This window comes from Bradyrhizobium sp. 153 (assembly GCF_023073835.1).
Lineage (GTDB): Bacteria > Pseudomonadota > Alphaproteobacteria > Rhizobiales > Xanthobacteraceae > Bradyrhizobium.
This window is the reverse complement of the sequence record NZ_JADPKH010000033.1, coordinates 28,857-42,186: the sequence shown is the minus strand read 5'-3', so window position 1 is coordinate 42,186 and position 13,330 is coordinate 28,857. Positions and strand designations below refer to the sequence as shown.

10 protein-coding genes and 2 pseudogenes are annotated in these 13,330 nt (G+C 59.9%); 8 read left to right on the top strand and 4 right to left on the bottom strand.

The window, feature by feature from the left end; translation table 11 throughout:
* Window positions 1-374 precede the first annotated feature (374 nt).
* A pseudogene (locus IVA91_RS09465) lies at window positions 375-494 on the top strand (SDR family oxidoreductase); the annotation flags it as partial.
* Window positions 495-535: 41 nt separating this feature from the next.
* Here IVA91_RS09465 and IVA91_RS09460 read toward each other — a convergent pair.
* On the bottom strand, window positions 536-736 hold the full coding sequence (locus IVA91_RS09460) for a hypothetical protein (protein WP_247279110.1): 201 nt from the start codon (window positions 734-736) through the stop codon (window positions 536-538).
* A gap of 41 nt (window positions 737-777) precedes the next feature.
* Complete coding sequence (locus tag IVA91_RS09455; protein WP_247298287.1) at window positions 778-1,020, bottom strand: hypothetical protein; 243 nt, start codon at window positions 1,018-1,020, stop codon at window positions 778-780.
* Window positions 1,021-2,104: 1,084 nt separating this feature from the next.
* Between IVA91_RS09455 and IVA91_RS09450 the strand changes: the two genes are divergently transcribed.
* The 5 genes from IVA91_RS09450 to IVA91_RS09430 all read left to right on the top strand — a co-directional run bounded on the left by IVA91_RS09450 (window position 2,105) and on the right by IVA91_RS09430 (window position 8,449).
* A complete protein-coding gene (locus tag IVA91_RS09450) occupies window positions 2,105-3,043 on the top strand; it encodes a transglutaminase family protein (protein WP_247458631.1) in 939 nt (312 codons plus the stop codon).
* A gap of 201 nt (window positions 3,044-3,244) precedes the next feature.
* Window positions 3,245-4,162, top strand: coding sequence for a class I mannose-6-phosphate isomerase (locus IVA91_RS09445; RefSeq protein WP_247458595.1), 918 nt, complete (start codon window positions 3,245-3,247; stop codon window positions 4,160-4,162).
* Window positions 4,150-6,426 (top strand): glycosyltransferase family 4 protein, encoded by a 2,277-nt coding sequence (locus tag IVA91_RS09440; protein WP_247458594.1) that lies wholly within the window; start codon window positions 4,150-4,152, stop codon window positions 6,424-6,426. Before IVA91_RS09445 ends, IVA91_RS09440 begins: the two co-directional genes overlap by 13 nt.
* Before the next feature lie 47 nt (window positions 6,427-6,473).
* Window positions 6,474-7,772 carry a glycoside hydrolase family 130 protein gene (locus IVA91_RS09435; RefSeq protein ID WP_247458593.1) on the top strand — a complete coding sequence of 433 codons (1,299 nt, stop codon included), beginning with the start codon at window positions 6,474-6,476 and terminating at the stop codon, window positions 7,770-7,772.
* Window positions 7,773-8,269: 497 nt separating this feature from the next.
* The gene (locus IVA91_RS09430; protein ID WP_195790443.1) at window positions 8,270-8,449 is read left to right on the top strand and encodes a hypothetical protein; all 180 of its coding nucleotides are present in this window, start codon (window positions 8,270-8,272) and stop codon (window positions 8,447-8,449) included.
* A gap of 113 nt (window positions 8,450-8,562) precedes the next feature.
* Here IVA91_RS09430 and IVA91_RS09425 read toward each other — a convergent pair.
* Window positions 8,563-8,826 (bottom strand): annotated as a pseudogene (locus IVA91_RS09425) (hypothetical protein).
* Between the two features lie 384 nt (window positions 8,827-9,210).
* Window positions 9,211-9,972, bottom strand: coding sequence for a Crp/Fnr family transcriptional regulator (locus tag IVA91_RS09420; RefSeq protein ID WP_247458591.1), 762 nt, complete (start codon window positions 9,970-9,972; stop codon window positions 9,211-9,213).
* A 1,196-nt stretch (window positions 9,973-11,168) separates the two neighbouring features.
* On the opposite strand from IVA91_RS09420, the gene IVA91_RS09415 reads away from it, so the two are divergent.
* On the top strand, window positions 11,169-11,486 hold the full coding sequence (locus IVA91_RS09415) for a co-chaperone GroES (protein WP_247458589.1): 318 nt from the start codon (window positions 11,169-11,171) through the stop codon (window positions 11,484-11,486).
* 142 nt (window positions 11,487-11,628) lie between these two features.
* Window positions 11,629-13,269: a chaperonin GroEL gene (gene groL / locus IVA91_RS09410; protein WP_247458587.1), complete on the top strand. Its 1,641-nt coding sequence runs from the start codon at window positions 11,629-11,631 to the stop codon at window positions 13,267-13,269.
* Window positions 13,270-13,330: the final 61 nt, after the last annotated feature.

The following is a 13,330-nucleotide window of genomic DNA, read 5'->3' as shown; positions in this document are numbered from 1 at the left end:
GCTCATTGGCTTTCAAAACGACAATTCCGCAACCGTGGCCCCGACTCTGACACTCAATCGTTGACGCCTCGCGCGGTTTTTCATTGGGAACCACACGGGCACGTCCACGCCGGCAAGTGAATCCGCCGCCTCGTTTGTCTGGAAGGCTACGCAGGCGGCGACCCATCGGCTTGCTTCCGATAGCGTACATCGGTGCCCGCTCCGAGAATGTTCGCTTGCGGTCACAAGCGGCAGTCCGGTCGTTCTGTTTGTCAGGTCCGGTTCTCCTCTGAGAGCGGCCTATGCGGCCCCTCGTAGTCAGTTCGGCTGAGGGCCAATGAGCCGACAATGACCGCAATGGACGCGCTTCACTTCCGATCGCGAACCATTCCCATCATTGGGGCGAGCCGGAAGATCTCGCCGCGCTTGCGATGTGTCTGGCGTCACCGGTGGCGCGGTACATAACGGGCACGGTGATTCCGGTGAATGGCGGTTTGCGGCGGTATCAGTTCTAGGGCGGACGAGTCGAACGCCCGCGACGAGACCTGGGCGTGGCTTAACTTCCTGACGGGCTGGACATCTCTCCGCTTATCGCGCGGTCCAAGGCGTCGATGAGTGTTTGTAGCTCGACGAATTTGTTGCGTGCACGCTCGGCCTTGTCGCGATCGAAGGGAGCGGCCAGCACGGTCGCATGCGCGTCCCTATCCTCGATCATGCGACTACGGGCTGTCTTCAGTGTTTCAAGTCGAGCGCTCATCAATATTCGCCTTCTTGTCGCTTTGATCCGAACCGAAGCCTTCAATTGAAGGCCGCCGGTAGCTCACCCTTGCGAAAGATGACTGTAGGCTCATCGTCATAGTCGCCCATTTCGGGATCGCCATTTGACGAGAACGCAACGACAGCAAGCTTGCTCAACGCGAGCCGCTCCGCCGTTCGGAGCGCGGCACTTTCTGTTTTGCAGGCTATCGGAGAGTCCGGCTTCAGATGTCCGCCCTTGCCGGCGTTGAATGCCTGCACGATATAGATTGTTTCGCGGGCCACAAAGGCTCCTTTGACTGCTGACAAACGCGGGATGACGCCAACGACCGCGCCGGCTCGCTTCGCCGCCCTCCCTGTCTCGCACTCCCACTACTGCGGTGTCGCAAATCTCAGCAGCCGCGACAGATATTCTTCAGCTTCGCTGCGGTTAGGGCCTCTTCCGCGGCGAACGGGTCCTTGTATGCCGCTCGCGATGCGTCGCTCTCGACCGTCACAGGCGCCTTGATTTTCGGAGGAAAAGCGGCGTCATAACAGGCGAGACGTCCGCTGGTGTTCTCGATCGTGCGGCAGTCGAGCTCCCCTCGCCCTATCCATGCAGGACGGCCGCCACGAACACCAGGAACAAAAGAAAGAGCGGAACGATCACCGGCGGCACGATCCAGTCGACCAGACGAAAACGCGACATGCGCACTCCTCCTCTTCGGCGGGAGCGCTCGTGACCCTCAGTCACCGGTCGAAGCCGTGGGAAGGGCGGTGATGTCGCAACCCTACGCTTCCCCAGTGGGAATAGCGAGCTCTAAAACGCGGCCGCCGTCGGCGGATTCCTGCAATCGATGCGCCCGTCGTGGCGCGCCGGAACTTGAGAGTACATTGTCGCCAATGAACGGCCTCGGCTCGGAGCGTCGGCGCGCAAGACGCGCGCCGCGCGACCCGGAGGCCGGAGCACCGTCGAGGTCCGGCCGAAATCTCTGCGCTCTTGAACGCCGATCAATGCAGGTAGAAAGACTACCGCACCTCCGCGTCGACCGTTGGCGGGAGGCAATCGTGCGCAGGAGACTGCTGTTTGCCAAACTCAGCCGTTTTATTGCCGGTTGATGGACAGCAGCGCGAACAAGGCAGAATCACCCTGAGTTTGAGCAGCCTCCCGCGTAGTCTCAAAACCCGCCGCGATCTCTGTTGTACCGTCTGAAACGTTCCACTTCCAACGTCCCTGACCGGATTGCGACACGGCTACGTCAAGCAGGCGAACTGGGGATTTGGCCATAACAGCAATATGAACCTGAATTCCGCAGTTACAAGTGCGCCGTGCGCCGAGATCGCATAGTCTGTCTCGAGCTGCTTGCAGGCATGAAATATGGAGCACCTGTTGGTTGCGCTTCGAATTCAACATAAGACTATCTATCGCTTCCGTGGGTTGGTGAGCCTTGCACCACACCGCTTGATGCTTCGTCCACGCGAAAGTCGCGACCTTCGTCTCGCATCGCAGAACTTGACGATAACGCCGGTAGCGGTTCCGGAATGGGCACATGACGTCTTCGGTAATGCAGTCGCTGTGGCCACGTTCACGACCATGACCGATACGCTCGTTATCGATAGCGTAGTGAATATCTCGCTCAACACGGCTGATTGGCCCATTGTCGCCATCGCCGTTTCGGCGATCTCCTACCCATTCCGCTACTCCGCTGACGAATGGACCGACCTCGGAGCACTGACTATCGCTCAATATCCTGATCCAACCGAGCGGTTGCAAAACTGGGCGAGAGGTTTCATCCGCAGCAGTCCGACCGATACCCTTGCCCTGCTCAAGGACCTGAATGCCGGTGTCGCGCAACGCATCCAGTATCAAAGCCGTGAAGTCGAGGGCACCCAATCGCCCAACGAGACGCTCGATCGTGGCTGGGGCTCGTGCCGCGACTTAGCGGTGTTGTTCGCAGAAGCCGCACGCAAGCTCGGCTTCGGTACGCGCGTCGTGTCGGGTTATCTGCACGATCCGAACCAGGACCTGCTGGGTTCGGCCGAAGCAGGCTCAACTCACGCCTGGGCCGAGGTTTTTGTCCCCGGAGCGGGCTGGATCACCTTCGACCCGACCAACCGCAGCGTCGGAGGCCGCAATCTGATCCCCGTTGCGGTCGCTCGCGATATCAGCCAGTGCACGCCGGTGTCAGGGAGCTTCTTTGGCAGCACTGACAGCTTTCTGAACATGGATGTGAAGGTATTGGTCACCTCAATGACCGAAGATAGTCATATCTATCCAGCAGGAAAGAGTGCACAGTCGGTGACGATTTCGTCGCCCGTCGAACGATGATGCCAATCTGGACGTCATCCTTCGCAGAACTGGCTTGCGGAACTGAGCTGCCATGCGAGCCGCCGTAAACGGCGTTGGCAGCGAACGCCATTAGCGCAACCACATCACCGAGGCCAAGCCCACGCGGCCCTCCTTCTCGAAGAGAGAGCGGCGCCTGAATGCGAGTGGTACGGCTTGCGCCGCATAGGCCAGGGAGACCGAGTGTCGATCGAGCGCGCCATTGTAGAGGCCCGACGCAAGCCGTGGGGGAGCCGCAACTTGCTTCCCTGGAGCGACATCGCCGCCAGTGACGATCCAATCGGCGAATTATGGTTTCGGCGCGCGGGCGCGACTTCTCCGGAAAGCGTGCTGCTGCTCAAACTGCTCTTCACGACCGAGCCGCTGTCCATTCAGGTTCATCCCGACGATACGTTCGCCCGATCGATCGGTCTGGCCAATGGCAAGACCGAGGCGTGGTACATTCTTTCGGCCGCGCCCGGTGCCCGGGTTGCCATCGGATTGAAGCGTTGGCTGTCATCGGCGGAGCTGCGAACCGCCACTACTGATGGCTCGATCGGTGACCTCGTGCAGTGGCGTCCGGTTCGCTGCGGCGACGCTATTTTTGTTCCCGCCGGCACTATTCATGCGATCGGCGCGGGCATCGTTCTTGCCGAAATCCAGCAGCACAGCGACGCCACTTTCCGCCTTTTCGACTATGGGCGGCAGCGTGAGCTGCATCCCGACAATGCCGTTGCCGCGGCCAAGGCGGCGCCAGCACCGCGTCAATGGCCTTCGCGAAAACTAAATGAGACGCGAACGGCCCTCGTCACCAGTGCCCATTTCTTCCTTGAAAAGATCGATCTTGTCGCCGGCTCGGTCTGGACTCTCGATGCCCGAAACGAGGCGTGGATTGTCTTGATTAAAGGGCAAGGCCAGATCGCAGCAGCGACAATGTCCGCCGGTCAGGCCGTCTTTATCGAGGCGGATCAGCTTAGGATCGAGGCCGGCCCCGACGGCCTGACGGCGCTTCTCGCCTATCCAGGCCCAGATGCAGATTCAGTTGCACTCGTTGAGCACTACCCAGACATGCCCGGGCATCCCCGGCCGAAAACGGAGGAACTGCAAACGTGGTCGCGCTAAATCGGGTCGCATTCATCGGCAATTCGCTGCCTCGCCGATGTGGCATAGCCACGTTCACTACCGATCTTCAACACGCTGTCGCTGCCTCGCGGCCTGATCTGGAAACGGTCGTCGTCGCGATGACCGACCACGGCCAGGCCTATGACTATCCTTCTGCAGTTGGATTTCAGATCAACGACGACCGGCCGGAGGACTATATTCGTGCGGCAGAGTTCTTGAACCGCAGCCGGTTCGACGTTGTTTCGCTTCAGCATGAGTTTGGCATTTTCGGCGGCGACTCCGGCAGTCACATCCTGGCCCTGCTGTCGCGCCTGAATATGCCAGTCGTGACCACACTCCATACCGTGCTTGCCGAGCCGACCAAGGTGCAACGCGAAGTCATCGTCCGGATTTCCGACATATCGTCCAAGATCGTGGTGATGGCCGAAAAGGGCCGCGAATTGCTGAGAACCGTTTATCAGGTGGCCGACGAAAAGATCGAGGTCATCGCGCACGGAATTCCGGAATTCGCGTTCGTTGAACCGGACGAGGCCAAGGCCAGGCGAGGTTTCAGCGGCCGGTCGGTCATTCTTACTTTCGGCCTTCTGTCGCACAACAAGGGCATCGAAGTCATGATCGACGCCATGCCGGCGATCCTGAAAAGCCGTCCGGATGCGGTCTATGTCGTGCTCGGCGCGACCCATCCGAACCTGATACGCGACCAAGGCGAGGCCTATCGCGACAGCCTCGTGGCGCGTGTCCGTAAGCTCGGTATCGACAAGCACGTCGTGTTTCTTGACCAGTTCGTCGACCAGCCGACGCTGCTCGATTTTATTTCGATGTGCGATGTCTATGTGACGCCGTATCTAAACGAAGCTCAGATGACGTCGGGCACGCTGGCTTACAGTTTTGGCTTGGGAAAGGCGGTCGTCTCCACGCCATACTGGCATGCGCGCGAGCTGCTGGCCGACGGCCGTGGTATTCTGGTTCCGTTTGGAGATACGGCGGCCACTGGCCATGAAATCGCGAAGCTGCTGACCAACGCGGTGTTGCGGCAGGCCATGCGTAAGCGCGCCTATTCGAGCAGCCGTCCCATGACGTGGGAACGGACAGCCGAATGTTACGTGTCGACGTTCGACAATGCCGGTCGCAGGCATCGTTTAAAGGCAATCGTGCGCTCGGACACCAGCACGCTGCTGCGCGATAGCCGCGCGCCACCGGAAATGCGCATCGGTCATTTTCTGTCGATGTGCGACGACACCGGATTGTTCCAACACGCCGTACATTGCGTGCCGGATCGCTCCCATGGCTATTGTGTCGACGATAACGCTCGCGCGCTGCTGCTGGCGTGTGCGCTCAACATTCCCGGCGAGGAACGATTGGCGGAAGTGTTGACGGCCCGGTTTGCCGGCTTTGTCCAGCACGCGTGGAATCCCGACACAAAGCGGTTTCGCAATTTCATGGGCTTTAACCGCTGCTGGCTGGAGAAAAGCGGCTCGGAAGACAGCCATGCCCGGACCTTATGGGCTCTCGGTGTGTGCGCGTTGACCGACGCGAATCTGTCACGGCGGAAATGGGCTGCGGCGCTGTTCGCCGAGGCTGCTCGGAGTGTGGAAGCCTTTCGCTCGCCGCGTGCCTGGGCTTTCGTCCTGCTCGGGCTCGACGCCTATTGTGCCGCCGTCCCTGGCGACGCGGGCGCCGCCGATCTCCGGCTTCGCCTGGCGGATCGGTTGATTGCGATCTTCAATGCGGTCGAGACACAGGACTGGGTTTGGTTCGAAGAAGGCCTTGCCTACGATAACGCCCGTTTGCCGCAAGCCCTCATCCTGACCGGCATGGCGACCAAGAGTGCCGTCTATCTGGACGCCGGCTTGAGATCGCTGCGCTGGCTGGTGAAGCAGCAGACTGCCGCGAGCGGTCAATTCCGGCCCGTCGGCACCGCAGGTTTTGGCGAGACGCGCCGGAAACCGAGGCCGTTCGATCAACAGCCGCTCGAGGCTACGGCCACCATCGCCGCCTGTCTCGCGGCGTGGCGAGCCGAGCATGATGTCGAGTGGAAAGCCGAAGCCGCGCGTGTGTTCGCATGGTTCCTCGGCAGCAACGATCTTTCGACTTCCTTGGTCGATCTGGAAACCGGCAGTTGCCGCGACGGCCTGCATCCGGACCGTGCGAATGAGAACTGCGGCGGGGAATCAGTCGTGTCGTATCTGCTCGGCCTCTGCGAAATCAGGCAACTCGCCCGCCTGAGTGAAAGCCGCGTGCAGCCCGCGCCGCTGGTTGCCTGACGGCGTTCGATCATTTTCCCTCTCCTTGAAAACAATCCGAGGATGCTTTGTCGCAATCTCCATTCCTGAACCGTCAGGCGCTTTATTTGCGGCCCGATCCGACACGGGTCATCGTGCGCCCTTTCAAGCCGGCGACCGAGCCGCGCGATCTCAACCCGACGGACAAGACCCGTGCGAACCACATCGTCGATCGGGTTCTGGCACTCGGCGCCGATGCGGCAGCCCGCCAACTCGAAGATGTTCTTGAGAATTTCCTCGGCCGGCACCGCAATTTGCTGCGGGCCTTCGAGGCACGCGCCGACGAAATGGAAGATGCGTTGGTCGTCCACGCCTCGTTCACGCAAACGCAACGTCAATTGGTCGGTGCCTATTTTCTCAACGAGTATTCGTTCGAAGCGTCTGCCTTGTTCAACCCGAGTATCGTAGCGCATCCCGATCAGTCCGGCGCTCCTCCCGGTGCGTTACGCTTCATCCTGAGCCTTCGTGCCGTCGGCGAAGGCCACATCTCGTCGCTGACCTTTCGGTCCGGAATGATCGCGGCAGACGGCGCGGTCAGCGTCGATCCAACGACGCGCCTGGCCTCGAGCCCTACCATTCTCGTGCAGACGCAGGGGCCCGCCGGATACGATGTCGAGGTTGCTTTCCAAAGCGGCGAAGATATCAGCGAACGGGTCATCTTTCCCATTACCGCATCTCAGTCGAATGGCATTGAGGATGCACGCTTCGTGCAGTTCAACGATGGCGAACGACAGATCTACTACGCGACCTACACCGCCTATAGCGGTAGGGCGATCAGGTCGGAGCTAATTGAGACGTCCGATTTCGTGTCGTTCAGGCTGTCCACTCTGAAGGGCAGCGCCGCTCGCAACAAGGGCATGGCGCTCTTCCCGCAGAGGATCGGCGGCCGGTATGCCATGATCGCCCGGCAAGACAATGAAAATCTCTATCTCATCTATTCCGACGACCTCTATACATGGGACGATGGCGGCCACGCGCTTCTGAAACCCGAATTCCCGTGGGAGTTCGTGCAGATCGGCAATTGCGGATCGCCCATCGAACTGGATGCGGGATGGCTGCTGCTAACCCACGGTGTCGGGCCGGTTCGGAAATATTCGATCGGGGCAGCGTTGCTGGATAAGAACGATCCCTCGAAAGTACTTGCGCGCCTGCATGAACCCTTGCTTCGACCCGACCCGCCCGAACGTGAGGGATATGTCCCAAACGTCGTGTACACATGCGGCGCGTTGCGACATCACGACAAGATCATTTTCCCCTACGCCGTCTCGGATACATTCTCAAACTTCGCGACGATCAACATCGCCAGTCTGATGAACGCCATGGAATGAACGATATTTTGTTGTAAAAGCAGAGATTGCAAATGGCCAAATGAGAACCGCGGATCAGTAAATGATCGGTGCAACGTGAACGGCGGAGCGGCTCTCATCTGGTTTCGAAATAGAAGAGTCATGCTTCCAGAAAGCGGCATCCGTCGGCGCTACCCGGATGTCCGTGAAGGGCTCAGAAGCGGAACGGCAACAGGATGTATTGCATTGCATCACAGTACGGCCCGCGTTAGAGCAGCTGTAGGTTTAGAGATAGATCCATGTCATACGCCTACAAGCTGAATGAAGACGTTCGCCACCAGCCACAAGGGCCACAAGGACGTGCTGCTACTGAGCGTCCAATGATTTACACCATCGTTCAACATATGCCCATCGAGGCAGATGGACGTATTAGATACCGCATCAAGTGCAAATCGGAGAAGATCGAGCGAGTCGTTACGGAAGATCAGCTTTCGTATTCTCAGTGATCTGGCGCGCTTTTTGACGGTAGGATTCTAGTCATGCTGAACGATCGCGAAAATATCCTGAACGCGCTCCGCGAAAAACCACTCAAAGTCTACGAAGTCATGAGACGCGCCAACATCGTGAATGAAGAAACTTGCCAATCCCTCCTGTTGAAGATGCGAGACGAAGGGTTGGTGAAGTTCGATATTCACAAAGGGCGATGGCTCATCGGATGATATTCGAGAAATTGCGGCGACCGTCCAGCGTTGATCACTGGAGACTCGCCCCGGCGATCAAGAACACGCTCGAACTTGTTGAGCAGGGTCTAATTCGGAACGCTGCGCGGGACTCAGTGGTCTTGCGGAAGACATTCCGGGCAAGTGTCGCCGATCCAACACGTCCCCAATCTCAGCCGCGGCTTGATCGGGAGACAGGCCGGGCGGCGGATCTTGTCTCGCGATATCAGGGCTCGGTCACGGGCGTGCGGGTCGGCACGGTCCCGCTTCCATCCATGCTCCTCGCACTCGCGGATGGCGCCAGCGTCCTGCAGCGCGGAAATCGCGCAGCCGCCTAGGGTCCAGATCGCCGGCCGTCTTTCCTTCGTCATCAGCATATAGATCGCTCCTGCCGGGACGAATCCTTCCCCCTCGCTCGTTCCCGGCGGTTAGCAAGTGGCAGGGATTACGGATCGCTGGGCACGGGCTTGTCCACGTGTTCCGTGGGTCTGTGCAGAACCTATGTGGCCGGCGCTGGGTCTTCCTTCTCGCCGGGATCGGCACTCGGTGCCTCGCCGGGCGCACCGGTAGTCGGCGCAAGAGACTAGGATGCCGCGGACTGCGCTCAAGTGTTTCGCTACGCTCGACTCGCCGACGGATCCGCTAAGCAGTTCGGCTTATCCGCCCCACCACACCGATGTACACAGCATCGGCGGAGCAGTGGAATCGTTTCCGTCCGTCTGCGCCGGGCTGCGCGCTGCCGTCGCGCGGCAGGGCCCGACTCACCGCTGGTCGAGCGTTCGTGATCTAACAAGGCCAGGGTTGCCTGATGGGGCGGTAACCGTCGAAAAAATCTTCTCGACTTCGAGACGTATCGTACCGTGGCATTCACACGCCGCTGCTGCGAGTCGAATTGGGTCGATCTCGATGTGGCCTCGCCGATCCGACCGAATCGCTCCTGACGCACGCAGATTACGCATTAGGAGCGTCACCGTTGTTCGTCGCACGCCGAGTATCTCCGATAGCGCTTCCTGAGTCAGCGGCAGGACATCGGTGTCGATACGGTCGCGAAAACTTAGCAACCAGCGTGCCATCCGGGCTTCCACCGGATGCAGTGCGTTGCAGGCTCCGCCGAGCTGAAGCTGCACCAGCATCGCCGTGATGTGGCTCTGGACCGCACGTCGGATTGCGGGGCTCCGGCTAAAAGCGGCGTGAAACCGCGAGACGGAAATCCGCGAGGCGGTGCCTGCCGCGCGAACGACGGCCGTGATGGCGGAGGGCGACGAGCCCAGCACGGAAAGTGTGCCTAGGGCGCCCTCGCATCCGACTACAGCACTACCAACGGTCTGCCCACCCGCCATGTCGATCATGAGAGAGATGACGCCGCTGTGAGGGAAGACGACATGCTCGACCTGGTCCCCCATTCGCGACAGCAGCGCGTCCTGATCGAGTGCGACCCTCTCCAGATCCGGCGCGAGCAGAGCGAAGTCTCCTGACGGCAGTGCTGCCAAAAGGCGGTTACCGATCCCGGCAGCGCTCGTCACTGCAGATGACCCTTACGACGCTCGAGTCCGGCTTGTGTTCGTATAACGTGATTCAACGGCCTGCACACGGCTTCGTTCTCAACGACCAAACTCCTATCTACTAGTAAGCGCTAGCCGACTGTTCTGCTCCCCGTCCTCGCATAGATAGAAATGCAGTGGAACGAGACAATTGCGAAATGCGCATGGGTAACACCGTACGGCAGCTTGCTCCATCCGCCGGCAAACTTTCTTGAGATTTCGGGCAAACTAATTAGCGCGAGTTCCTGCGTGCCTTCGCTTGTGCGCGATGATGCGGCCTCGAACGAAAATAAAACGAAAGTTTCTGCGACAGGAAATGATGTGTGGTTCCGCAGCGCCGTGTTTGGACTGACGGGAATTGCCCGGCATCTTTGGCGAGCTTCCGGGCAGGTCCCCGCCTCGCGATCTCTAGACCGCTCATTGCCTACTGGTCGACTTGCGAGTGAGCACGTGGCGACGTCGGCTTGCGTCCTGGTCCATGCCTGTGCAGTTTGAAGTCAAGTATGGACTGCGCAGTGGACACGAGCTGTCGGTCTACTCGTCGTGCAAAAGGCCAATTTCGCTTGGCCTGACCCTCACCCTATCTGGCAATTTCTCCCGCCTGGAACGCGTTCTGCAAAGGCTTTAGGTTGCGCCAATGCTTACTATCAACATCAATTGGGATTAGTTTCTCGCGGCCTTGGGGACGCTGGTCGTGCTGGCGTACTACGCGAACGGACGATTCACGAAACTCGAGACCAACGTTGAAACGCTCAAGAAAGCCGTTGAGGCACACGCACAGCAGACGTGCTGTGCGTAAACGAGAACGTCGCAAATCCTCAGTAAGCCGATCGAAAGCTCCCCCGCGATCTTGTTCAGCACACTCGCGCGTCCACGCGGTCAGCTGGTCCTTGACGCTGGGGCTCCGGCGGCAACAGATCTAATTGTTCGACCTTTTGCGACCATCACCTCCGCTCGTACAGCAGGTTCGCACTTTCCCTCCGAACCGTGCTTCACGAGGTCCGCCGCCAGCCTTATGTCGACGAGAGCCAACGGAAACGACATCGGTACCAAGTTAAAGTCTAAATCCTCGACCGAAGCCCTTGCGCCCCCGTGTCGCAGGCTTATGTGAAGAGCGGTTAGCACTCGCCCAATCCGACTGCCAATCCAGAAATAATCACAAAGCCGAGGAGGAACGCATGAAATTCCGTCCGCTTCACGACCGCGTCGTGATCAAGCGCATCGACGCCGAAGACAAAACCGCTGGCGGCATCATCATTCCGGACACTGTCAAGGACAAGCCCTCGCAGGGCGAAATCGTCGCTGTCGGCCCCGGTGGCCGCGACGAAGCCGGCAAGCTGATCCCGATCGACCTGAAGGTCGGCGACCGCGTGCTGTTCGGCAAGTGGTCCGGCACCGAGGTCAAGCTCGATAGTCAGGAACTGCTGATCATGAAGGAAGGCGATATCATGGGCGTTCTCACCAATCTGCCCGCCGCCAAGAAGAAGGCCGCGTAAGCGCCAGCCAGTTTTCCTTATCCTGGGGATTCTGCGTCGCCGGGTTCTCGAAGGATAAGGCCCCGCAATTCGAATCTCATCCCTCAAAAGCCGCTTATTCATGGGGCCCTGAGGGTGTGACTAGTTGAAAACGGAGATCATCATGTCAGCAAAAGAAGTCAAATTCGGCGTCGACGCCCGCGACCGCATGTTGCGCGGTGTCGACATTCTCCACAATGCGGTGAAGGTCACGCTCGGCCCGAAGGGCCGCAACGTCGTGCTCGACAAGTCGTTCGGCGCTCCCCGCATCACCAAGGACGGCGTCACCGTCGCCAAGGAGATCGAGCTCGAGGACAAGTTCGAGAACATGGGCGCGCAGATGGTGCGCGAAGTCGCCTCCAAGTCCGCCGATGCGGCCGGCGACGGCACCACCACCGCAACCGTGCTCGCGGCTGCGATCGTCCGTGAAGGCGCCAAGTCGGTTGCCGCCGGCATGAACCCGATGGACCTCAAACGTGGTATCGACCTCGCGGTCGAGGCCGTGGTCGCCGACCTCGTCAAGAACTCCAAGAAGGTCACCTCGAACGACGAGATCGCCCAGGTCGGAACCATCTCGGCCAACGGTGACGCGGAGATCGGCAAGTTCCTCGCCGACGCCATGAAGAAGGTCGGTAACGAAGGCGTCATCACGGCGGAGGAAGCCAAGTCGCTCGTGACCGAACTCGAAGTGGTCGAGGGCATGCAGTTCGACCGCGGCTACATCTCGCCCTACTTCGTCACCAACGCCGACAAGATGCGCGTTGAAATGGAAGATGCCTACGTTCTCATCAACGAGAAGAAGCTATCTCAATTGAATGAATTGCTTCCCTTGTTGGAAGCCGTGGTGCAGAGCGGCAAGCCCCTCGTGATTATCGCCGAGGACGTCGAAGGCGAGGCCTTGGCCACGCTGGTGGTGAACCGTCTGCGCGGTGGGCTGAAGGTCGCGGCCGTCAAGGCGCCGGGCTTCGGTGATCGCCGCAAGGCCATGCTGCAGGACATCGCAGTGCTGACCGGTGGGCAGGCGATCTCGGAAGATCTCGGTATCAAAATGGAGAACGTCACGCTCAACATGCTCGGTCGCGCCAAGAAGGTGATGATCGACAAGGAGAACACCACGATCGTGAGCGGCGCCGGCAAGAAGGCCGACATCGAGGCGCGCGTATCCCAGATCAAGGCGCAGATCGAGGAGACCACCTCGGACTACGACCGTGAGAAGCTCCAGGAGCGTCTGGCCAAGCTCGCCGGCGGCGTCGCGGTGATCCGCGTCGGCGGCGCGACCGAGGTCGAGGTGAAGGAGCGCAAGGATCGCGTGGATGACGCGATGCATGCGACCCGCGCCGCGGTCGAGGAAGGCATCGTCCCGGGCGGCGGCGTCGCGCTGCTGCGTGCCGCCGAGCACCTCAAGGGTATTCGCACCAAGAACGACGACCAGAAGACCGGCGTCGAGATTGTGCGCAAAGCGTTGTCCTACCCGGCCCGCCAGATCGCGATCAACGCAGGCGAGGACGGCTCGGTCATCGTCGGCAAGATTCTGGAAAAGGATCAGTACGCCTACGGTTTCGACTCGCAGACCGGCGAGTACGGCAACCTGATCTCCAAGGGCATCATCGATCCGACCAAGGTGGTTCGCGTGGCGATCCAGAACGCAGCCTCGGTCGCGGCGCTGCTGATCACCACCGAAGCCATGGTCGCCGAGCTGCCCAAGAAGGGCGGCGCCGGTCCGGCGATGCCTCCGGGCGGCAGCATGGGCGGCATGGACTTCTAAGTCCAACCGCTTAGCGCTCAAAAAGTTAAAGAAAGGTCCGGCAGCGATGCCGGCCTTTCTA